18 protein-coding genes are annotated in these 21,739 nt (G+C 52.3%); 5 read left to right on the forward strand and 13 right to left on the reverse strand.

All coding sequences use genetic code 11. The annotated features are described in order from the left end of the window. Positions 1-488: 488 nt before the first annotated feature. Together H6F67_RS09085 and H6F67_RS09090 are read right to left on the reverse strand one after the other, a co-directional pair. Positions 489-2,102: an Hsp70 family protein gene (locus tag H6F67_RS09085; RefSeq protein WP_190765521.1), complete on the reverse strand. Its 1,614-nt coding sequence runs from the start codon at positions 2,100-2,102 to the stop codon at positions 489-491. Between the two features lie 47 nt (positions 2,103-2,149). Beyond that, positions 2,150-3,112, reverse strand: a complete 963-nt coding sequence (locus H6F67_RS09090; RefSeq protein WP_190765523.1) for a patatin-like phospholipase family protein — start codon at positions 3,110-3,112, stop codon at positions 2,150-2,152. Between the two features lie 275 nt (positions 3,113-3,387). Between H6F67_RS09090 and H6F67_RS09095 the strand changes: the two genes are divergently transcribed. After that, positions 3,388-3,561, forward strand: coding sequence for a hypothetical protein (locus tag H6F67_RS09095; protein ID WP_190765859.1), 174 nt, complete (start codon positions 3,388-3,390; stop codon positions 3,559-3,561). A gap of 335 nt (positions 3,562-3,896) precedes the next feature. Here H6F67_RS09095 and H6F67_RS09100 read toward each other — a convergent pair whose 3' ends face one another. Further along, complete coding sequence (locus H6F67_RS09100; protein ID WP_190765525.1) at positions 3,897-4,802, reverse strand: LysR family transcriptional regulator; 906 nt, start codon at positions 4,800-4,802, stop codon at positions 3,897-3,899. Between the two features lie 109 nt (positions 4,803-4,911). Between H6F67_RS09100 and H6F67_RS09105 the strand changes: the two genes are divergently transcribed. Both H6F67_RS09105 and H6F67_RS09110 read left to right on the forward strand, forming a co-directional pair. Continuing rightward, positions 4,912-5,829 (forward strand): aspartoacylase, encoded by a 918-nt coding sequence (locus H6F67_RS09105; RefSeq protein ID WP_242020569.1) that lies wholly within the window; start codon positions 4,912-4,914, stop codon positions 5,827-5,829. 101 nt (positions 5,830-5,930) lie between these two features. Further along, complete coding sequence (locus H6F67_RS09110) at positions 5,931-6,476, forward strand: hypothetical protein (RefSeq protein WP_190765529.1); 546 nt, start codon at positions 5,931-5,933, stop codon at positions 6,474-6,476. A 448-nt stretch (positions 6,477-6,924) separates the two neighbouring features. Here the strand turns inward: H6F67_RS09110 and hisG are convergent, their stop codons facing one another. The 6 genes from hisG to H6F67_RS09140 all read right to left on the reverse strand — a co-directional run bounded on the left by hisG (position 6,925) and on the right by H6F67_RS09140 (position 14,448). After that, positions 6,925-7,569 carry an ATP phosphoribosyltransferase gene (hisG, locus tag H6F67_RS09115; RefSeq protein ID WP_190765531.1) on the reverse strand — a complete coding sequence of 215 codons (645 nt, stop codon included), beginning with the start codon at positions 7,567-7,569 and terminating at the stop codon, positions 6,925-6,927. 289 nt (positions 7,570-7,858) lie between these two features. After that, the gene (locus tag H6F67_RS09120; protein ID WP_190765533.1) at positions 7,859-9,886 is read right to left on the reverse strand and encodes an ATP-binding protein; all 2,028 of its coding nucleotides are present in this window, start codon (positions 9,884-9,886) and stop codon (positions 7,859-7,861) included. Between the two features lie 123 nt (positions 9,887-10,009). Next, positions 10,010-11,596, reverse strand: a complete 1,587-nt coding sequence (locus H6F67_RS09125; RefSeq protein WP_190765535.1) for a PQQ-dependent sugar dehydrogenase — start codon at positions 11,594-11,596, stop codon at positions 10,010-10,012. A 97-nt stretch (positions 11,597-11,693) separates the two neighbouring features. Continuing rightward, entirely contained in the window at positions 11,694-12,902 is a 1,209-nt protein-coding gene (locus H6F67_RS09130) for a NupC/NupG family nucleoside CNT transporter (protein WP_190765537.1), read from the reverse strand. Continuing rightward, positions 12,890-13,720, reverse strand: a complete 831-nt coding sequence (locus tag H6F67_RS09135) for a creatininase family protein (protein ID WP_190765539.1) — start codon at positions 13,718-13,720, stop codon at positions 12,890-12,892. The genes H6F67_RS09130 and H6F67_RS09135 overlap by 13 nt, the downstream gene beginning before the upstream one ends. A 116-nt stretch (positions 13,721-13,836) precedes the next feature. After that, entirely contained in the window at positions 13,837-14,448 is a 612-nt protein-coding gene (locus tag H6F67_RS09140; protein WP_313926791.1) for an S-layer homology domain-containing protein, read from the reverse strand. Positions 14,449-14,677: 229 nt separating this feature from the next. Between H6F67_RS09140 and H6F67_RS09145 the strand changes: the two genes are divergently transcribed. Together H6F67_RS09145 and H6F67_RS09150 are read left to right on the forward strand one after the other, a co-directional pair. Beyond that, positions 14,678-16,591: an ABC transporter ATP-binding protein gene (locus H6F67_RS09145; RefSeq protein ID WP_190765541.1), complete on the forward strand. Its 1,914-nt coding sequence runs from the start codon at positions 14,678-14,680 to the stop codon at positions 16,589-16,591. An 81-nt stretch (positions 16,592-16,672) separates the two neighbouring features. Next, complete coding sequence (locus tag H6F67_RS09150; protein ID WP_190765543.1) at positions 16,673-18,064, forward strand: PepSY domain-containing protein; 1,392 nt, start codon at positions 16,673-16,675, stop codon at positions 18,062-18,064. Positions 18,065-18,115: 51 nt separating this feature from the next. Here the strand turns inward: H6F67_RS09150 and H6F67_RS09155 are convergent, their stop codons facing one another. From H6F67_RS09155 to H6F67_RS09165, 4 genes are all read right to left on the reverse strand, one after another. After that, positions 18,116-18,346: a hypothetical protein gene (locus H6F67_RS09155; protein ID WP_190765545.1), complete on the reverse strand. Its 231-nt coding sequence runs from the start codon at positions 18,344-18,346 to the stop codon at positions 18,116-18,118. Between the two features lie 81 nt (positions 18,347-18,427). Next, a complete protein-coding gene (locus H6F67_RS27315; protein WP_313926796.1) occupies positions 18,428-19,600 on the reverse strand; it encodes an endonuclease domain-containing protein in 1,173 nt (390 codons plus the stop codon). Continuing rightward, positions 19,564-19,701 carry a hypothetical protein gene (locus tag H6F67_RS28335; RefSeq protein WP_313926797.1) on the reverse strand — a complete coding sequence of 46 codons (138 nt, stop codon included), beginning with the start codon at positions 19,699-19,701 and terminating at the stop codon, positions 19,564-19,566. Before H6F67_RS28335 ends, H6F67_RS27315 begins: the two co-directional genes overlap by 37 nt. Further along, entirely contained in the window at positions 19,698-21,605 is a 1,908-nt protein-coding gene (locus tag H6F67_RS09165) for a DNA methyltransferase (RefSeq protein ID WP_190765547.1), read from the reverse strand. The genes H6F67_RS28335 and H6F67_RS09165 overlap by 4 nt, the downstream gene beginning before the upstream one ends. Positions 21,606-21,739 lie beyond the last annotated feature (134 nt).

Consider the following 21,739-nt stretch of genomic DNA (forward strand, 5'->3'; position numbering starts at 1 on the left):
AATAGCGTTTGCTAGTAGATGATATCTCAACCAGACGCTAGGACAGTAGCAAAGCTGCGAAACTGATTTTGTAATCTCTCTGACATACTTCAAAGCTAGAGCGGAGTTTTGCTGGCTTCTAGCTCCGAAAGGTAGATCATTTTGGGGTTACGCATTCAGTTTCTTGATTATGGGGGGCAGTTTTGCATGAGGGCAGAAATTTGATTATCTCTTAAGCTCTCGATCGCGAATCCGTGATGCGGACGGGGCGATCGAGATCGATCGACATAAATGGATTCTGCTAGGGTTGAACTGCTTGTGGGTTCCGAGCCTGTGGAGGCTAGGGCCACCCCTCCTCCACACCTCCAACCCCGACCAAAGGCCACCCTCTGGACTCCCAAAGGGCTTACTCGTGGGTGTCAATGTGGCGCTTCGCATCTGCTTACCCGCCGCGTCCCTCGTGTGGCTCGCTTTCCCTCTGGCCCTCTGGCCTCTGGCCTCCTTTTCTCTCAGCGAAGCTGCACGACTGCTTGATTTTCTAATAGCGTTTCTAGGGTCAGTAGGTCTTCTACTGTGACGCGCAAGAAGCGATCGCTATCAACCCAAAATAGAACTTTGATGCGATCGCTGCCAGGAGATCCCAAGGGGTTGAGGGTGGCGAGGCTGTGGGCTTGCGGAGTGTCGTTGAGGGGTTGGACTTGGGTTTGACCTCCGGTTGTGCGGGTGACGAGGCGATCGCCCTCAAAGTAAACTTCTGTGCCGCTGCTGGCTGTGCCCATTTCGCCGATGATCAGTTCGATGCTGGGCTGATCGGGCATCGATGCGCCGAGGACAAGTTCGACCGGAGCGGACATCGGGTAGGGTTGGCCTTCGGGAATGAGGGGATGCCAGTCGTGGCGGTTTTGGCGGCGGTTCCAGTAGCGAATGCCGTAGCCGTGATAGAGAAAGTCTTTGACTTCGAGTCCCTGGTTGAGTTGCAGTGCGCCCTGCGCGATCGCTTCAAAGGGGCGATCGGCTCTGAGTTTGTCGGCTCCAAAGCGCTGCTCAACCCAAGCACGGACACTCGGAATTTGCGCCGTGCCGCCCACCAGCAAAACGGCATTCACGTCGCTGATGTCTAATCCTTGCCGCTGGGCTTGGCGTTCAACTTGGGCAAGCGAGTCGGCTAGGCGATCGAAAAACTCGTGCTGCTGCAAAATCTGCTCGAAGGCAGAGCGATCGAGTTGCAGCTCGTAGCTCTCGAACGTTTCGTCGTTGAAGAAAACTTCGCTGGCTTCCGTTTGGGTGGATAGCTGCACTTTCAGCCTTTCTGCTAGCCGCAGTGTGATCGGGGAAATCGGAAGATTTTGGGCGGTGGCAAAGTGATCGATCAGCCAGTTGTCGATGTCGGCTCCGCCTAAGTTTTGTCCGGCTTTGGCTAAAACTCGTGCCAGTTTGGGTCGCTGGGTCGAGGTTTCCGCGAGGTTTTGCTGTCCCCACTTGAGCAGAAATCCCAACGGTTTGCTTTTGGGCTGGCTGGCAGATGCGCCGTCCAAGCGAACGAGCGAGAAATCCAGCGTGCCGCCGCCAAAGTCGATGACTAAAAGAGTTTCGGTCGCGTCGAGTCCATAGCCCAAGGCGGCGGCGGTCGGCTCGTCGATCATGCGGATTTGCTCGATCGCCAATGTGTCGCAAACTCGTCCCAGCCAGTAGCGATAGGCTTCAAAGCTGTCTACGGGAACCGTAAAGGCGATCGCCCCCACCTCCGGATCTTGGGTCAGCAGTTGCCGCAAAACCGTATCGAGAAACCATGCGCCGACCTGCTCAAAGCTCACGTCTTGCCCGTCCAATTCCGGCATGAAGCCTTGGACGCTGGCGCCAATGCCGCGCTTAAAGTTGCGAAAAAATCGAGCGTCGGTTGCCAAATCCAAACCGCGATCGCGCACCGCTTGACCTGCGACAATCTTGCCGCTGTCCGCATCTTCCACGTACACCAAACTAGGAATCAGCGGCGGATTTTGGCCGATTTGCTGGGAGAGATTGGGGAGGAAAACGGTTTCGGGCTGTCCCGTGACGGCGTTCCAGCGGGTGATGACGGTGTTGGTGGTACCAAAGTCGATCGCGTATGAATTCGAGCCAGCCATGATGCGTCTGCGGATGAACGAAAACGAAAGGAGAGGCGACTGCCTTTCTAGGATTTTAAGCGGATTGCCAGTTCATTCAGCCGTGCTTCTCCTGCCTGCCGCAGATAGGTTTCTGCCACACCAACGAGCGCATTGAGATTGGTCGCATCAGCATTGTCGAGATCATCGTAGGCTGTGTCGAGCGGCGTTTGAAAGCGAAAGTAATTGCCCGGAGTCAGCAAATACTGGGCAATGTAGTCGGTTGCATCGGCTGAGCCGTCAAACAACACGTCAATGAGGGGAATTGCCCATTCCAGTGCGCCCCATTCCTGCGTTTGCTTGGCCGTAATCGGTCGAATCGTTTCGCCTGTGCCAAATGAGGCGACGAGGAACTGATCAATTCCCGATCGCGTGTCGATCGCCCGCGCCTGATTGATCCGCACCGCTTCTGCGATCGCACAGGCCGTCGGATTATTCGCCACCACGCCGCCATCAATGACAGGGATCGTTTGTCCGTCCAGCGTCAGCGGATGAGCGGGGAAGTAAACCGGAGCCGACGACGACGCCTTGCACACTTCCCAAACCGGAAGGCGAAGATAAACGGGTCGATCGTTCTTCAGCACCAATGCTTCCCGATTCAGGGTGTCGTAGCTGGTCACGAGCGTGCGCGTGGACAAGTCGCCAAACTGAGTCGTGCCAAACACGCGCTTGAGGACGCGCTCCAACCCTTTGCCGTCGTAACGGGGCGCGTCTAGTCCTTGGGTTAGCGATCGCCCGATCCGACTCCAAAATTGACTTGGCCCGCCGGGAAACACTTCGCGGCTTTGCGTCAGATAAAAATTGACAATTGCCTCAGCCGACATGCCCATTGACAAAGCACAAGCAATAATACTGCCCGTTGAAGTTCCGGCAATCAAATCAAAATGCTCACGCAGCGGAGCTTGCAGCAGCATTTCCAGCCGATTGAGCCAGATCGCTGCAACCAAGCCGCGCACGCCGCCGCCATCGATCGAAAGAATGCGATAAGCCATCAATCTTTGTGCAAACAGTTCCAAACTTTACCAACCATTACACAAACTCTGAATCTGCTGCGAGAAGAATCCGAAATTTGTAACAAAAATGACGAAATTTGCCCATTTATGAGGTTGCAGTGAACGCAGGTTGATTATTCTTCCGTTGTTGCTAAGTATCTTTTGTAACTAAAATCTACAGTAGTAAATCTGCACCATTGGGAAGATGAGTGATTGCCTCGGTCAATCTGATAATCAAATGTGTTAAACGCGCTTTTCGATCGCAGGATAACAACATGATTTCAATCGGTGATTTCGTTCAAAACCAAAAAACGGGGCGTTTGGGTAGAGTAATCGGCTATGGTCATCAAATTTTGAATAACGTTTACGAAACGACTTTGAAAGTTCAGCTTGAAGACAATCACGAAATTGCAGAGGATCTGTTTTCAGCCTGGACTGTGAAGCCGTAGTTCAAGTTTCGATCGCGGCTTTAACAAGCAAAACCTCTTCAATCATGGGGAGGTTTTTTGATCGTTTCTCTGCGGCTAAGTAGGTGGATGCAATTAAATTCAAAATGCTGGCTTTGCCCTCACCCCTCGCCCTCAGGGAGAGGGGGACAACAGCCCTTCTGGTTCCTGTTCTCCTCCAGGAAGTTGAGTAGGGGATGAGGGGATTTTGCATCTGACAACTCATCTTGGTTGCCGACTTAGCTGCTTTCAGCGCAGTTCAATGTCGATCGAATTGCGGTCATCACTCTCGAAGGGGCAGATGGCAGAGCGATCGCTTTGAGTTGCACAACAAATGCTTAATCATGGCATTCGTTGAGGGAAATTACTTGAGCAATATTCAGAAATCGCTGCAAGATGGCGGATGAATCGTTCCGCCGCCAAACTGCGCTTAATTGCTTCATCGCTGTTTGTTCCTGAATTGGACGATAAACGACTCCTTTGCGCTGCAAATTTTGAACGCTGAGCGGCAGTAGACTAATGCCCATTTCACCCGCCACCAATCCCAAAATAGTGACCATAAATGTTGCCTCTTGAGCAACTTTTGGCACAAAGCCAGCTTGGGCACAAAGATAGTGAATTTGGTCAGATAAACCCGATACAGCTTGACGTAATGGCATGATGAACTCTTCACTGACTAAATCAGTCAGCGCAATGTTGAGTTGGCCGGACAAGCGATGTTCTTGGGGAAGTACCACAATGAGTGGTTCCTGTGTGAGCGGCATGACGATTAGGTCAGACGCTTCTGTAAGGACAGAATCTTGATAGACGAAAATAACATCGGTCTGCTGATCGCGTAAGCCCTGAATCTGAAACGCGCTATTGTCTTCGCGCAAAATCAGCTTCACTTGTGGATAGTGCTGGCGAAACGATCGCAAAATATTTGGCAGGACACCATTGGCGATCGAACTGGTAAAGCCAACCGTGAGATAGCCTAACTCTCCCTGATAAATACGCTGCGTTTTTTGGACTGCTTGTTCTAACTGAATCAGCATGGCTCTGGCTTCTTCTAGAAATGCTATTCCAGCAAGCGTTAATTGGAGTGGACGTTTTTTGCGATCGAATAGCTGCACGCCAAGTTCTGCTTCTAACGCTTGAATTTGCTGACTCAAAGGTGGTTGAGCCATCTGCAATCGCGCTGCGGCACGACTGAAGCTGAGTTCATCAGCAACCGCAATAAAATAGCGCAAATGGCGAAGTTCCATGAGTTCATAATATCTTTTGAGTATGATACTGCAATTAAATAAGTATTTGACATATAGTATTTGCTTCTCTAGAGTGAAACCAACCAGTGAAAATAATTGAAGACTCGATATGAATCAGCGTCCTTCGGAGATGGTGCCTAGATCGATTCGACGAGTGGCGATCGTGGGTGGAACGCATGGAAATGAATGGACGGGAGTTTATCTAGTCAAGAAGTTGGAGCAGTTTCCCGCTTCAATCGAACGGCCAACGCTTGAGTGCATCACGCTGCTTGCCAATCCAAAAGCAATTGCGGCCAACCGACGCTATATCGATCGAGATTTGAATCGTTGCTTTGGCAGTGCGGACTTGTCGAATGCAAAGCTGACCAGTTATGAAGATCAACGTGCTAAAGAAATTGCGACCCAACTGGGACCAAAAGATCATCCCAAGGTTGATTTCATCATTGACCTGCATAGCACCACTGCCAATATGGGATTAACGATTTTACCAACAACAAAGCATCCCTTCAATTTGCGACTCGCGGCCTATTTAAGTCACCTGCATCCCGACGTTCGCGTGTGCTGCGGCGTGCAGTGCAGTCAAGATTCGCCCATGCTGCGATCGCTCTCGCCTTTCGGTTGCACGATTGAAGTGGGCGCGATCGCTCAAGGCGTTTTGGATGCTCAGTCACTTCAGCAAACGGAGATATTAATTCACGCAATTTTGGATTATCTTGATGTGATTAATCAGGGAACGCCATTGCCTGCACCCTCCGATTTAACTTTGTATCAGGCGATCGCATCGGTGGATTATCCTCGCAATTCAGCAGGTGAACTGCAAGCAATGATTCATCCTCAACTCCAGTTCAAAGACTATGAGCCGCTGCACAATGGCGCACCAATGTTTCTCAGTTTCACGGGAGAAACTATTCCATATCAAGGGGAAGATTTAGTTTACCCAGTCTTTATCAATGAAGCGGCTTATTACGAGAAAAAGATCGCGATCGTCTTAACAAAAAGACAGCAGTTCAAACTGGAAACGGCATAACCTTGCAAGCAGCGATCGATGATTAGATTAATGCTTGAAATTCAATCCAAAGCAAGATGATTGATTGCGAATAAAATCAAGTGGATCAAGTGGAGATTCTTATGGCAAATCGGAGTTCGGGTTGTCTTGGCTGTTTAGGAAGCTTGGTTATTTTAACTTTTTTTGGTTCAATTTTCTTTGGTGGTGGAGTTCTTATGCGGGTTGCTGGGTTTCAGTTTGTTCTGGGCAATCCAGTTGACCAGCAACGGTTCATGATGAACTATATGAGTGATTTAGAAGCCAAGCAAAAAATAGCAGCGAATGCTGTTCAAAGGTTTCACAATCAGCTCGGTCAAGGACAATGCGAAGAGATTTATGAACAAGCCAATGAAATTCTCAAAAGCAGCCAAAGTCAAGCAGAATTGGTTCGTTTCTGTGCAACAGTACAACGCGAATTTGGATCTGTGGAATCAACTGAGCAAATTGATTGGTGGGGACAACCTGCCAATCAACAAGCTGATCAGTATATTCTGACTCGATACAATACACGGTTTTCAAACGCATCTGCTCAAGAAATATTCGTTTGGCTGGTGAAGGATGATAAAGCTGAACTTGTTTCTTATCAAGTCAACCCATCAACTCCTCCATCTGAAATTAACAGAACGTAATTTGAATCTAGTAAAGCGGCCTCGTTCTTCCAATTGGTTCAACAGTTCGCTTCATGGCGAGGCCACAAGCGTCAGCATTCTTTAGCCGAATAATTGCAAAATTCAGCAAGAGAATATGGATTTGAGCGAACACCGCACCTGGCAACGATCGAAGCGCTTCCGACTCAAATTCAAGCAACGCATAAATTGCGAAGATCCTGCTACTGCAAACGCAGGTCGCGATCGATTCAGGTGCAGGTATGATATCGAGCACATTTCACCGCGCTGAATGGAAGCTCAAGTCCCAAAACGAATTAAGCCTGTCAATCCAACCCACTGAAATGAGTTTGCGCTTTCAGCCGGAAATTGATTTCACGGCTTTTGCCCCAGTCCTGTTTGTAGAGGAATGACAGCCGAATATAGAAATTTGATGAAGCGATCGCGTTAGCGCCCAAAACGATATCGCCCCTCAACTTGCGACAGTCGCCAAATCGCGAATCTGCTCGATCGCCTGCTTCACATCATCTCGATTGATGCGATAGCTGAGCGGATGGGCAATCAGGCGAGCCGTGCTGTCGAACAGGCGATCGATTTCCACCAGATTGTTTTCCTTGAGGGTGCGTCCCGTTGCCACCAAATCGACGATCGCCTCAGACATTCCGGTAATTGGCCCCAACTCCACCGAGCCATACAGCGGCACAATCTCCACAGGCAGATCGAGACTGTCAAAGTATTCGCGAGCGCAATTGACAAACTTCGATGCGATGCGGCAGTGCGGCGGCAGTTCCAAAGCCGACTTATACCCGCTTTCCTGCTTCACCGCCACCGACAGCCGACAGCCACCAAACCCCAAATCCACCAGATGCGCCACCTGCGGCTGCTTCTCGCGCAAAATGTCATATCCGACAATACCAAGTTGCGCCTGCCCATACTCAACATACACAGGCACATCGTAATTTCGCACCAAGATCGCCTTGGCCGTGTGCGACGCATCCCAAATCTCAAGCTGACGGTTCGCCGAATCGAGAAACGCGCTGAAATCCCAACCGATCGCCTGAAACAGCCGAATACTCTCCTCTAACAATCCACCCTTCGGCAACGCAACCGTAATCATTCCCATTCGCCCAAAACGCTTCTAGCAGTGTATCGCTTTGGACGAAGCATACCGCAACTAACGCCAGTCTATTCCAGCGCTGATGCGAGTCCGTTCCAGCGTTTCCAGACCACACACAACTGCCAGAGTCAGACAGAATGTTTGTGAAGAATTTTCAGGCGCATTCGCAAGCATTCTACTCGCTGAGTTGATTTGACCTGTGTTAGAACGCTTGCATTTGGATGGGCAGTTTTGCGTGGGTTAGGACAGTGGGGTTGACTGCGGCAAGCAGCCCGATCGAATCAATCCTTTAGCGACACGGCAGCAGCATCGTAAACGTTGCACCCTTGCCGACACCTGCACTTTCAGCGTGAATTGTGCCGCCGTGCAGTTCAACGATATGTCGCACGATCGCCAGTCCCAAGCCCATACCGCCATACGTCCGCGTCGTCGAGCCGTCTTCTTGTCGGAAGCGATCGAACACATAGGGCAGAAATTCGGGAGCAATGCCAATGCCCGTGTCGGAGATGGTAAGACAAATGAAGGGACGCAGGATGCGGGATGCAGGAGGCGAAGTGGCTTCCATCTTTCCTCCCTCATCCTTCCTCCTTGCCAATCGCACATCAACGCGCCCGCCAGATGGCGTGAACTTAATCGCATTGCCAATCAGGTTCCAGATTGCCTGATGCACATAGCGGGCATCAAGCCACAGCGGTTCGATCGCTTCGCCCTCATAGTGCAGTTCGACCGATTTGGCATCCGCAGCAAACTTGAGCGAGGCAATCACTTCGCAGGCGATCGCACCGAGATCAGCGGCAGCAGGCTGAAGCTGAATGCGTCCGGTGATGACATAAGAAGCATCCAGCAGTTCGTTGATGATCTGCGCCTGAAGATCGGCGTTGCGTCCGATCATCTCGATCGCGTGGTTGGTCATGTCGTCGAAGGCTCGCGTTTGCAGAATTTGTGCCCAGCCGGAAATGACGTTGAGCGGCGTTCGCAGTTCGTGCGACAGAGTCGAAAGAAATTCGTCTTTGAGGCGGTTGAGCGTTTGCGCCTGTCGATAAAGCTGGGCGTTGTCGATCGCGATCGCCGTCCGACGTGCCAGTTCTTCGGCCAAGGCGACTTCTGCGGGCGTATAGGCCGCCGATCGCACAAGCTGCATGAGGCCAAGAGCGCGATCGTGAGCGATTAGCGGCAGCAACAGACAAGCTTGAGCCGCCATCGATCGACAGGCGGCGATCGCATCGGCGTTTGTATCAAACAGCGTTTCACAAATGCCTTCTTCCAGCAAGCGGGCGGGCAGCAGTTGCATCAAATCGGTTCGCAAGCTGTGCTGCCGATAGTGGTCGGCCAAGGCTTCAAGCTGCAACTGAGAGACAGGATCGGCAGCGGCGATCGCGATCGGCGTGAGACAGCCAGCTTCCAGCGCAAAAATCAAACAGCCATCGGCGAGAAACGGCACGATCGATCCTGCGGCCTGCGTGATGCTGCTCTCTTCCAGAGAGGCATGAAGAATTTTGCTCACCTCGGCCAAAAAAGCTGATCGCTGTTCTGCAAGTTCTGCGGTTGAGCGCACCGCCTGTTCGCGTCGCAAAAGCTGGTCGCGTTCGGCTTCAATCTGCTTGCGACTCGTGATGTCATGGGCAAGAACGGCTAGTCCTTGCGCTGTTGGATAAGCTTGAATTTCTAGCCAGGCATTGTACTGGGGGCAAAACGCTTCAAGCTGAGCGGTCTGACCCGTTTCGATCGAGCGATGCAACGCCTGCTCAAAATCCGAGCCTTCCATTTTTGACAGCCAGTTCCAAATCGACTGCCCAATCAATTCGGCAGACGTAGTATGCAGCAGCTCTGTACCCCGCGAATTCACATAGCAAATCTGCCACTGGCGATCGAGCAGGTAGAATCCATCATTGCTGTTGGCGATCGTCTGGAGAATTTCTGCTGTGGCAGCGGGCGATTGTGTGTCGGGAGGCCACGATCGCCCTGGAAACGGGACCCGCCCGATCAGCGCACTGAGCAAGCTGCCTTCGAGCAAAAATAAACTGAGGTTTACCGCATCGGCAGGCGGAAGCAGCCAGCCGGAATTGCTGATAGCGCCGTTTTGCACCGCTTCGATCGAATGAAGATCGAACAAGCTGTAGAAGACAATTGCGCCTGCCAGCGCGGTACTGAGCAAGCCCGTTTTGATGTTGCCATACCAAGCACTCAGGGCGATCGCAGGAATCAGGCACAGAAAAGGCGCAACGGCAATCAGTGAGCCAAGCAGCAGCTTTAGCCCCAGAGCCACACCCACCAGCCCAACCGCCGCGATCGCAGTATTGCCAAAAAAGCGGAACACAAAGAATGCTCCTCACGCCCAACGTCCAGCGATACGCATCCCAAAACCGAGAAGCAGCACCATCTTTATTGAAGCTCGGCTGCGCTCATTGTGCCCTCTTCCGCAATCAGGAAAGACGTTGCTTCAAGTGGTGAAGTTTTTGCGATCGAGTGTCGAAGCTCTGACGCGATCGAGCAGCAGTGAAAAGTTGCCTGATCGAATCAGTGTGCCATTTCTCTGCTGAAGGATATCGAGATCTTGGAAGCGCACGCCGCTCCCCAGTTGAATCTGGTCTTGATTGACCTGAAAATCTGTGATTCGATCGCGTCCGGCAATCTGCTCAAAGCGAAACAGGTCGCGGCCTTTTCCTCCGATCAGGCGATCGCTGCCGCCGCCGCCCACTAGCAGATCGCGCCCTTCATCGCCCTGCAAAGTGTCGCCCCCTCCATTGCCAAACAGTTGATCGCTGCCTGCCTTGCCAAGCAAGCGATCGCTGTTGCCCAGTCCAGTCAAAATGTCATCGCCCACTGTTCCAATCAGGCGATCGCGTCTTGCCGTTCCCACGATGCGATTGGGTTGCGGATTCGGTTCCGGGTTGGGTTCCGGGTTGGGGTCTGGATTCGGTTCCGGGTCGGGTGGCGGATCAGGAATCGGTGTAGAAATTCGATAGATCGTACCATTGTTGTAGTCGGCGAGGTAGAGGTTGCCTGCGCGGTCTTCCCCAAACGTCGAGATGTTGAAATCCGTGTTGGTGATCAGACGAGTTTGTGCAGCGGAGCCATTGCGCTGCAAGCCGAGAATGGCTCCTGTGAGGAAATCGCCGTAAATGTAAATGCCTTGCATGGCGCGAGACGCACCGCGATAGACATATCCACCCGTGACCGATTGGCCCACAGTGCGGGGATATTCGGTGATCGGCAGCGTCAGACCTGCGGTTTGATCAGTGGGATTGTTGAACTCCTGCGTGCCTTCAAACAAGCGCCAGCCGTAATTTTCGCCACCCGGACTGTTGGCGGGCTGAAAGTTGATTTCTTCCCGTGCGCCCTGGCCGACATCACCAATGTACAAATCTCCGGTGAGGCGATCGAACGAAAATCGCCAGGGATTACGCAGGCCAGACGCCCAAATTTCATCGCGAGTTTGATCGTTCGGGTCGCGACTGCCAACAAACGGATTGGATTGCGGATTTGTATAGGTTTGCCCAGAAACATCGATGCGAAGAATTTTTCCCAGCAGCGAATTGGGATTTTGGGCGTTGTTGTTCGGGTCGCCGCTGCCGCCACCGTCGCCCGTCGCAATGTAGAGAAAGCCATCGCGCCCAAAGGCCAACTGACCGCCTTTGTGATTGGTGAGGTTATTGGGCTGATCGATCGTCAGGACAATTTCTTCGCTGCTGGCATCGGCCAAATTGGAATTGGTTGCGTTGCGGCGATAGCGAGCGATCACCGTGTCGCCCGATCGATTAATGTAGTTGACGTAGAATTCGCCATCATTGGCATAGTCGGGCGAGAAGGCCAAACCCAGCAAGCCCTGTTCGCCATTGTTGCGGACTCGACTGCTGATGTCGAGAAACGGCTGACTGAGCTTTTGGCCGTTTTGCAAAATCTGAATTTGGCCTGTCTGCTCCACAACAAACAGGCGATCGTCACTGCCCGTCTGGGCAATGGCGACGGGCTGCGTTAGATCTGTGGCGATCGGCGTAAAATTCAGCGTGAGGTTTTCAAGTGACATGGTGCAATTGGAATTCTCTATTGCCTATTGCACTGGATTTATCGCCAAGACAGGCAAGCTGTAATTTTTTGCAATGTTGACGCAAAGGAAGATTACGCTACAGCAACATTCCAGCGATCGTTGCCGTCATGAAGCAGGCCAGCGTTCCGCCGATCATCGCTCGCACACCCAGTCTTGCCAAGTCTGATTGGCGATTGGGCGCAAGACCACCGATGCCGCCGATTTGAATACCAATCGAGCCGAGGTTCGCAAAGCCACACAGGGCATAGGTGGCGATTACGATCGCTCGTTCTGAGATGGCGCGACTTTCGATCAGTCCTTGGAGTTGCGTGTAGGCGATGAACTCGTTGAGAATGGTGCGCGTCCCCAGCAGCGTTCCGACTTCGCCCGCATCCGCCCAGGGAATGCCCATTAGCCACGCGAGGGGCGCAAGCAGAAACGACAAGATCAACTCCAGCGACAGGGTGGGCAAGCCAAACAGACCGCCAATCCAGCCCAAGAGCGCGTTAAACATCGCCAGCAGTGCCAAAAACGCAATGATGATCGCGCCGACATTCAGCGCCAAGCGCAGCCCGTCTAGCGCACCACTGGCGGCAGCATCGATCGCATTGGCCGAAGTCCGCTCCACTTTGATCGTGACTTCGCCTGCGGTGGGAGACGCTTCGGTTTCGGGATACATCAGCTTGGAGATCGCCAAAGCTGCCGGAGCGGACATCACCGAGGCGGCGATCAGGTGTTCAGCCGGAATGCCAAACGAAATGTAAGCCGCCATGACGCCGCCGGAAATCGTGGCAAAGCCTCCGGTCATGACGGCATGAAGCTCGGATTGCGTCATTGTCGGTACATACGGCTTGATCAGCAGCGGAGCTTCCGTTTGTCCCACAAAGATGTTGCCTGCCGCCGAAAGCGATTCTGATCCGGACGTTCTGAGGGTGCGAATCATCACAAAAGCGATCGCGCCGACGATGCGCTGCAAAATCCCGTAGTGATACAGCACGGTGATGAATGACGAGAAAAAGATGATCGTTGGCAGCACTTTGAAGGCGAAAAAGAAATCTCTGAAGTTTTCGCCAAACACAAAGGACGCGCCTGCATCCGTGAAGTCCAAAAACCGCCCGACCAGACCGCCCAGCCAGCTAAACACGGCAAAGCCAAACGGCGTCCGCAAAATCAACAGCGCAAACACAAGCTGAATGGCAATCCCCCACAAGACGGGACGCCAGCGAATCGCCCGCCGATCGATCGACAGCAGATAAGCAATTCCTGTGAACACCAACAGTCCCAACAGCGAAATTAGCCGTTCCATGATTCACCCCTCGATCGCCACACCTGCGGCTGCTGAAAACGATAAATATCGCGAATCACCTTCACCCAGCCATCGGAAACTGAGGCCATGATGCGATCGCCTTTTTCGCGGGTCGCAACAGTGGCATCGCCCATCACGCCGCTGCGAGATAGATCGCGAGTCGTCCAGGCAAACGGCAACTTGTCCTCCATGCTCAGCAAGCTGGCTTCCGGTAGCTGCTGCGGATATTCGCACACCGCCGCGTCCATATTCACCTGATCTGGCAAAATCGACAGCAAAACGCTGGTTTCTGCATCTCCGGCATGAATGCCCAGTTCCTTTTCTTTGTCCGTCAGCAATTCACCTGCATTGTGCGGCACACGCCAGGTAAACAGCGGAAACACGCAAAAATCCTCATATTTCTGATGTAGATCGCGGGCGACAATTTCCATCACCTGCGGCTGACCGCCATGTGCGTTCATCAAAACCAGCTTGCGAAAGCCCGATCGATATAAGCTTTCCGCCACTTCGATCAGCGTGGTCATCAGCGTCGTGGCAGACAGCGTGATCGTGCCGGGAAAGTGCCAGTGTTCGTTTGATTTGCCGTAGCACAGAGTTGGCAGCGCAAAGGCGGGAATGTCGGCTTCCAGTTTCTCCAAAGCTTGACCGAGGACGGCGGTGGCGATCGCGGCATCCACCACAATTGGCAGGTGGGGGCCGTGCTGCTCGATCGCGCCGACAGGCTGAATGACCACGACGTTCGCCTTGTCGGGCATCGCCTCCACGTCAGTCCAACTCAGATACGGAAAAAATCGATCGGGCGGAATAAAGCTGTGCATGATGCACCTCGACTCACGCTCGTATTCTACCGAAGCTGGAAGCGCGAAACTGTAACGGTTGATGGCAGAAAGGTGTCGGGTGTCGGATGTCGGCAAACCGCCTTCTGCCATCTGGTTTAGCGGGGTTGTTCCAGGCGATCGAGATAGCGACTGAGCGCAAACGCCATATCGCCTCGCGTCATCGGCAGGCTAGGGTTAATGCGGTTTTCGGCATCGGTATTGACAAAGCCTTCATAGAGCGCGGTTGCCATTGACTTTTGTGCCCAAGTCGGGATTTGGGCGGAGTCGGGGTACTGGCTGAGGACTTCCGCGATCGTCTGTTCGGGAAACTGAAACACGCCATACGCTTGCGCGAAAATCGAAAAGGCTTCGGCACGAGAAACGCGCTGTTCTGGGAAAAACAAATTGTCGCGATAGCCCGTCATCACTCCAGTTCGCAGCACGGTTTGAATGTCGCTGTATGCCCAATGATTCGACGGCACATCACGGACTTGAATCCTGTTGGGATTGGGTGGCGTCCGATCGCTCAGTTGAAACGATCGCACCAAAATACTTGCCAGTTCTGCGCGACTGAGAAATTCACTTTCGCGAAAATCACCGCCCGTCGTGCGGCTCATGTAGCCCGCTTCGACGACACGATCGATCGGATTTTGAGCGGGTGTTTGTGCGACGGCAACACCTGCGAGCATCATCGTTAAGGTCAACGCACTAATCCAACGCTGCATCATCTCACACTCCTAACAAACCTCGGTCAATTCGACTTCAAACAAGGCGATCGATGTTCCTGAATCTCCGTCTGTCCGGCAAAAAATTGTCAGGTTTGTGAAGCGATCGCCTCATCTTTAATCAAATTTGATCAACCCTGCAAATTGCAAAACTGCCCACCGCTAACAGCAGATTCCGAACATCCGCTGCTAAGATGCTTCTACCTAGTGTGTTTAGCTTGACTCCGCCGCAATGAACACCGTTCTCGATGTCCGCAACCTTCAAGTTGAATTTCAAGCGGGCGATCGCCCCGTCAAAGCCGTAGACGGCATTTCGTTTCGCCTCCAGCGCGGCCAAACCTTGGGAATTGTGGGCGAATCAGGGTCAGGAAAATCCGTGACGGCACTGGCGACGATGGGCTTGGTTCCGCTACCGGGACGGATTAGCGCAGGTGAAATTTGGTTTCAAAGTGTGAACGAGGAAGGAGAAGCCGCCGAACCCGTCAATCTGCTTTCGCTGTCAGAAACGCAGATGCAGCGCTTTCGCGGTGGCGAAATCTCGATGATTTTCCAAGAGCCGATGAGTTCGCTCAACCCGGTCTACACCTGCGGCTTTCAACTGACCGAGGCAATTCGGCTGCATCAAGATATTCCGCAGCCTGAGGCGAGACGACGAGCGATCAATCTGCTGCAAGAAGTGCGATTGCTGCCCAGCGATGAAGAACTGGAACAGCGCGTCCGCGAAGAGCTAAGCGGAGTTGCTCAGCCATCCGATCGCGACATTCGCGAAGAAGTCAACCGCCAAAAACACGCGATGCTCGATCGCTATCCGCACGAACTGTCGGGCGGGCAGATTCAGCGCGTCATGATCGCGATGGCGATTTCGTGCAATCCTTCGCTGCTGATTGCGGACGAGCCGACAACCGCGCTCGATGTGACGGTGCAGGCGACGATTCTCGATTTGCTGCGCGAACTGCGCGATCGACGCGGCATGTCGATCATTTTCATCACGCACGATTTGGGACTCGTGGCCGAAATTGCCGACAGCGTAGCCGTGATGTATCAAGGCAAAATTGTCGAATACAATTCGGTTCTCGAAATCTTCTCGAATCCCCAACATCCCTACACCAAAGGTTTGATCACCTGTCGCCCCACGCCGAATCGCCGCCTGCGCTTTTTGCCGACTGTGGCTGATTTTATGGAAGTGACGCGGAACGATCGCGGCGAACCCGTGATTCGTGAAAAAGCGCTCGATGTCAATCAAGCCCTCCGCGCCAACAGCGAAGTCAGCGACGCGGAACTGCATCAGCGACTTGTTCAACTGCAAACGCGATCGCCTCTGTTGTCCGTGCAAAATCTGCAAGTTGGCTTTCCGATTCGCGGCGTATTTGGGGCAACCGATCGCTACATCATGGCCGTCAATAATGTTTCATTTGATGTTTATCCGGGTGAAACATTAGGCTTGGTCGGTGAATCCGGCTGCGGCAAAACTACGCTGGCGCGATCGCTGTTGCGACTGGTCAAACCCACAGGCGGACAGGCATTATTTGAAGGTCAAGATATTTTCAAACTCGGTTCGCGCCAACTGCGGCAACTGCGCCGCGACATGCAAATTATCTTTCAAGATCCCTACGGTTCGCTTGATCCCCGCATCAGCATTGGGGAAGCGATTCTTGAACCGCTCCGTATCCACAAAGTTAGCGGCAACCGCAAGCAGCAGCGCGATCGCGTCTCTTATTTGCTCGATCGCGTCGGCCTTGATCCGAAGTGGATCGATCGCTTTCCCCATGAATTTTCTGGCGGTCAGCGACAGCGAATTTGCATCGCCCGCGCTCTAGCTTTGAACCCGAAATTTATCATTTGCGATGAATCGGTTTCGGCTTTGGATGTCTCGGTTCAAGCACAAGTTCTGAACTTGTTGAAAGCGCTGCAAGAAGAATTTAACCTCACCTATATTTTCATTTCGCATGATTTGGGCGTGGTGAAATTCATGAGCGATCGCATTATGGTGATGAACAAAGGCAAAATCGAAGAACTTGGAGCCGCCGAACAAATTTATCGCCATCCCAAACAGTCCTACACGCAGCATTTGATCGCGGCAATTCCGTCAGGATCGATCGATCGAATTCGCACTCGTCAAGCGGAACGGGGAATCGCTGTCAACTAGCTAGCTTTCTACGACAAGCTGTCTTTTGACTTTCCCAAAAATTCGATCGAAAGTGAAGCGCCATCGAACCTTTTTTGCTTCATGACAACGATCAATCCTGCAAATACCGAATCGAGTAGCCGCTTCTATCGATCAATTTGGCGCTGGCATTTTTATGCCGGACTGTTTGTGATTCCCTTCATGGTGATGTTGGCGATTACGGGCAGCATTTACCTGTTCAAGCCTCAGCTTGATGCGGTGATGTATCGCGACTTGATGTTTGTGCCGCCTGAAACTGCCGCCTTGTCTTACAATCAGCAATTGGCCGCCGCCCAGCAAGCTTTTCCCGATGCAATTGCGAGCAAATTTACGCCCGCTGTTGCGCCCGATCGCTCTGCGGAAGTCGAAGTTACCACTGAGGATGATCGCACCCTCACCGTTTTCGTCAATCCCTATACGGCGCAAGTGTTGGGAAATCGCGACGAGGATAACAATTTTCAGGCGATCGTCCGCAAAATTCACGGCGAACTGATGCTCGGAACGGTGGGCGATCGACTGGTTGAACTGGCATCCTGTTGGGCGTTGGTGCTGCTGTTGTCGGGGCTGTATTTGTGGTGGCCTCGCGATCGAAATTCGATCTGGGGAACGCTGCTGCCGCGCTTCAACAGTGGTCGCCGGACATTTTGGCGCGATCTGCATTCGGTTCCCGGCTTTTATGCTCTGCTGCTGATCGGCTTTTTGATTCTCACAGGTCTACCCTGGTCGGGCTTTTGGGGCGAGCAGTTTGCCAAGGCGTGGAACCACTTTCCGCAGTATGTTTACGACGGTGCGCCCGAATCCACGCCGCTGACAGGTTCGCTGAATCAAAAAGGCTCTCAATCAGTGCCTTGGGCAGTCGAGCAAATGCCCATGCCCCGATCGATTCTGGTTCAGCATTCGCACGAAGCTGCGCCCGCCGATGCACCCGCGCAGCCTGCGATCGATCTCGACAGAGTAATCGCGTTTGCCCAATCGGAATTGTCTGCCGAATACAGCGTCAGTTTGCCGACTGATCTCAGAGGCGTTTACACGATCGCATCCGTTCCCAACAACGTCTACCGAGAGCGCACAATTCACCTCGACCAGTACAGCGGCGAAGTGCTGGCCGATGTCGGCTGGGCGGATTACAACTTAGTTTCCAAGTCGGTCGAGATGGGCGTGGCGATTCACATGGGCAAATATGGCCTTGCCAATCAACTGATTATGCTGACAACCTGCATCGCGATCGTGTTGCTCAGCTTCACGGGGATCGTGCTGTGGTGGATGCGCCGACCGAAAGGACGTTTGGGCGCTCCAAGTTTGCCTCCGCATCAAGCCGCGTGGAAGGTTCCTTTGGCGATCGTCGCTGTGATGGGCTTGCTGTTTCCTCTTGTCGGCTTTTCGCTGGTGATTGTGTTGATGCTCGACTTTCTGGTGATTGCCCGCTTGCCGAAACTCAAGCGTCTGATTTCGTAGCCTGTCCGATCGCCTCGAGCGCCGCCTCCAGTGCGATCGCTTAATGGCACTTCATTTCCGATAAGGATCTCGGCAACCCACGATCGCTTCTCCAGCTTTTTCCTTTTCAGCTAACTCTAAGTTTAGCGTCAGCAGCTTTTCGAGAATGTCGTCGCTGGCGCTGAAGCCGTAGGCTTGCAGGACGAGGCGATCGAGCCGAGCGTGTAGCTTAAATAGCTGGCTGGTCGATTCGGCAAAGTATTCGTTATACAGTTTGGTGATGCCCCACTGTTTTTTCTCCATCTGTTCGCTGCGGTAGTGATGGAGGTCGAGGGCGATCGAGCGGATAGCGTCAACAATGCCCTCATCCCCAATCCTTCTCCCTCAGGGAGAAGGGAGCCGAACCATCCTCTTGTCCCCCTCTCCCTGAGGGAGAGGGGCTAGGGGTGAGGGCAAGATTTGCGGAAAAGGAAAGGTTTCAAAACAGGTGTTGTGAGTGTAGGCTGTTCGATCTTCAAGAGTGGATTTTTGCGCGTGCATCCAGGTTCGATGAACATTTGATGTTAGAACACCGAAAACGTAGAAGTCGTTTGATGCAACTGCCTTTGTTTTATTCCCTGGCAACCATTCAGGAGGACAAGGAACAAAGATCGCCCATTTTGAAACCTCTGGAACTGCAAAGTAACAAGACAACAAAGCCAATGCTCTTTTCATCTTGGGAGCATTTTCGCCAAACTTCCACCAATTTATTCTTCTAACATCCCGACGATTTGTATCCCGCTCTGGTTTAACGTTAGCTTTGACATGAGCAAAAGGAAGTTTGTATTCGCTTGCGTCTTCGATCGGCATATCATTGAAGTCGATAATCCATCGATCGGGCAACCCATTTGGATTACCTGCAAGATTTGCTCCCATTGAGAAGAGTTTTAGAACATCTATATTTTTAGGATCGGCTTTGATCCATTGATTAACTTGTTGTTCAGTAACGATAAATCCTTTGCCAACTGGAATTACGCCTTGAAAGCATTTGTTGAGGTTTGCTTTGAGGCGAACAGCTTGAGAAACATCGATTTCTGATTTGAGGGAGGAGTTAATTTGCGGGACGATTTGATTGTCGAGGTAGCAGATGATTTTGGGTGTGTTGTTCATGCCTTTGCCCTCATCCCCAGCCCTTCTCCCTGATGGAGAAGGGAGCCGGAGTGGTGCGTCTTCCTCTGCCTCCAATGAATTAACTTGCTCAACCTTCTTGTCCCCCTCTCCCTGAGGGAGAGGGGCTAGGGGTGAGGGCAAAAGAACCCGCGCAACCTCACCCAAAACCCCCTCCAAATCCTCAAAAACTCGATCGTTTGTGAATCGCAAAACGGTTAATCCATGCGACTGCATCCACTGATCGCGATCGCCATCTTCCATCTTGCGAGACTGATGAATTTCACCATCTAGCTCAATCACTAAACGCGCAGCATGACAGTAAAAGTCAGCAATAAACTGTCCCAAGTTATGCTGTCTGCGAAATTTTGCATTTAGCAAGCGTCGATCGCGCACACATTCCCATAAAATTTTTTCAGCGCTCGTCTGTTGTTTTCGCAGTTCTTTTGCGCGTTGTAGAAGTGCGGTTGGAACTTGGCGCGATCGACCTGTGACAGCAGAGATTTCGTCATGTGGAGTTTGCGATTGGCTTGCCCTCATCCCCAGCCCTTCTCCCTGGGGGAGAAGGGGGCAAATCCTTGTCTTGATTGGCTACTCGTGAGGAAGCATCGCCAACCTTCTTGTCCCCCTCTCCCTGAGGGAGAGGGGCTAGGGGTGAGGGCAAACACAGCCAATTCACAAGACTAACGTGAACATTTGCCTCGCCTGACCAAACCTGAGTAGAAACAGCATCATAAATCAATCCATCATTCTGAATTACATAGTCCAATGCGGCGATTCTGCTTTTGCCTTGACTAATTGAATTGGTTCCAACCAAACCAGCCCGACCGTTTGTTTCTCGAATTTGGTTATGAGCTAATCGAAACCAATATGCACAGAAATCAACCGAATCTTTAACGTCAGGAAACCGATCGAAAACACGATTGATATACTCATCCCCCAAATTCAGCCGCAAATGTTTTCCACCCAAGAAAGGGGGATTGCCGATGATTGCGTCGGCTTTTACCCAGTCGGTGAACAGGGCATCTTTGCAGACGATATTTTCATCGAGCGTGTCAAGCGGGAGAGCGGGCTGGTCGTGGATGTTGCAAATGTCGATCGCCACCTTGCGAGCAATCATTAGCGTCACGCGGGCAAGCTCAACCGCAAACGCATTCGTGTCCATGCCATAGAACTGCTGCGGGGTCACAAAGCCGATGCTCATCTGATCGCGGGCAGATTCCGATCGCCGCCGCGCATCGATCTTGTCTTGCAGCACCCGCTCCAGTCGCTTTAGCTCAAGATAGGCCATGTAAAGGAAATTGCCCGATCCGCAAGCCGGATCAAGCACTCTATATTCGCGCAGTTCCGCCTGTAGCGCAGAAAGTTCCAAGAGCGTTGTGGCATTGGCGATTTTTTCTTCCCAATAGCGCGTGATCGTGGGGCGAACAATCTTGAGAATGTCTTCTTCAGAGGTGAAATGAATGCCGTGTGCATGGCGATCGCGCTTGTTGCTTTTGCCAATTGCCGACTCGAAGATGTTTCCAAAAATTGACGGTCGCACTGCTTTCCAGTCTTGCGCGGCTGCGGCTTCCAGCAGTTCCAGTTCCTTCTCGGTTAGTTCCAGCGGATGCACTTCACGAAACAAACCGCCGTTGAAATATTCCACGCCCTGATAGCGTCCCGCAGGAGTCGTCCCCGGTCGATTCATCTCCTGAAACAAATTCCCCAATATATCGTAGGTGTTCGACGGTTTTCCCTGCCGAGTGCGATCGAGACATTCGCGTACCAAGCTAATAAACAAATCGTCCGGCAATAATTTTCGGTCTTCTGCAAACATCGCCAGCACACACTGCAACACAAACCGCTGAGCAATTGTGGGATCAACCGGATTCCGCTTGCGATCGATCAGCATTGTCAGCAATTCACCCATCCGCCCCGCCGCCTTTTCCGTCACCGAAACCAAATTGTTGTTAAAGACAGGCGGACGATCCTGCTCCGGATTCATGAAGTTGAACGCTCCCGCTCGATCGGGTAGGCGCTCTAGAGGAATTTTTTCGATTGGTTCTTCCGACTGTTTGCGAAAGTCATAAATCCAAAACTCATCAAAGTTGCATAGCATTACATAGCTCGGACACTGCAACTGCATCCAATAAGTCACCGCCTGAGCATAGTGCTTATTGAGGTCTTCGCCGCGCTTCTTCATCTCAATCAGCAAATGCGGCTTCCAGGCAAGATCGGCATAGCCCAGATTGCCTTTTTTGCTGCCCTTCTTCACTCGCTGCTCAAAAGTTGCACCCGCCTCGATCGCCCCTTCATGCCCAAATGCCTGAAAAAAGCGATCGAGAAAGTTTTGCGACTCTCCTTTCTCGTCGCCTTTAATGTGCTGCTGGCAATACTGAACAAATTTCTGGAGGCGATCGGGTGTGGAGGGCATGGGTCAGGCAAAAAAATGGGCGGCTGTCAGAATTGACGCCAGTATTCCCGCTTACATCTTCGCTTTTCACAGGATCGATCGGGAGTTTCCACCTTTTTACTCGACACTTCGACCTCGGAACTCGGAACGTCAAG

This window comes from Microcoleus sp. FACHB-1515, assembly GCF_014696105.1.
Classification (GTDB): Bacteria; Cyanobacteriota; Cyanobacteriia; order Elainellales; family Elainellaceae; genus JAAUTJ01.